Origin of the sequence: Methylobacterium sp. E-065, from assembly GCF_022829605.1 — a bacterium.
Classification (GTDB): domain Bacteria; phylum Pseudomonadota; class Alphaproteobacteria; order Rhizobiales; family Beijerinckiaceae; genus Methylobacterium.
This window is the reverse complement of the sequence record NZ_JAKSYD010000248.1, coordinates 1-603: the sequence shown is the minus strand read 5'-3', so window position 1 is coordinate 603 and position 603 is coordinate 1. Positions and strand designations below refer to the sequence as shown.

The window sequence follows — 603 nt, the reverse complement described above, 5'->3', positions numbered from 1 at the left end:
TTTGCGACCGTCTCCACGACCAACATCCCGCGCAAGCCTCCCGTTCGAGCCGGAAGGCATTGTGGATGACTTGTCCTGGGGGTCCCGTTTGGACGCCGATCACCCCGAGAACGGGGTCCTTATTCCACGCCTAATCACAATCATAAGACGGGATTTTGTATAATCACCAACATAGATGATGCGTCGGCGTCCTGCCGTCACGGCGTTTCCTAAGCCGCGATTACCCCTTCAGGTACTGCCGCACCCACCGCGTGGCGTCCTCCAAGGTATCGAACACGAGGGCGCGCATGCCCGCCAGCCGCCCCAGCCCCGCCTCCATGTGCCAAGCCCCGGGCCGCTCGTGCCACGGCGCGTCGAGGCGGACCAAAACCGCCACGAGCAGCCCGCTGACCAGTACCAGCATGCCGGCCTGATCCGGGCTGCGCGTGTCGACAGAAATGGATTGGAGGACGACCAGGGGCTCGACGTTGTCCTGGCCCACTAGCTTACCCGCCCTGGACGCTGCTCAGCCACGGCACCTGCCGGCGGCTACTCCAACGCGCGTTCCTGAGGTGGAGGTAATTGGGATCGAACCCACAGTACGCCTTGAGCCCTTCGACGTCT

General features: G+C 63.5%; 1 protein-coding gene. It reads right to left on the bottom strand.

Translation table 11 applies throughout. The features are described 5' to 3' along the window. Positions 1–220: 220 nt before the first annotated feature. The gene (locus MKK84_RS28460) at positions 221–481 is read right to left on the bottom strand and encodes a hypothetical protein (RefSeq protein ID WP_243925409.1); all 261 of its coding nucleotides are present in this window, start codon (positions 479–481) and stop codon (positions 221–223) included. Positions 482–603: the final 122 nt, after the last annotated feature.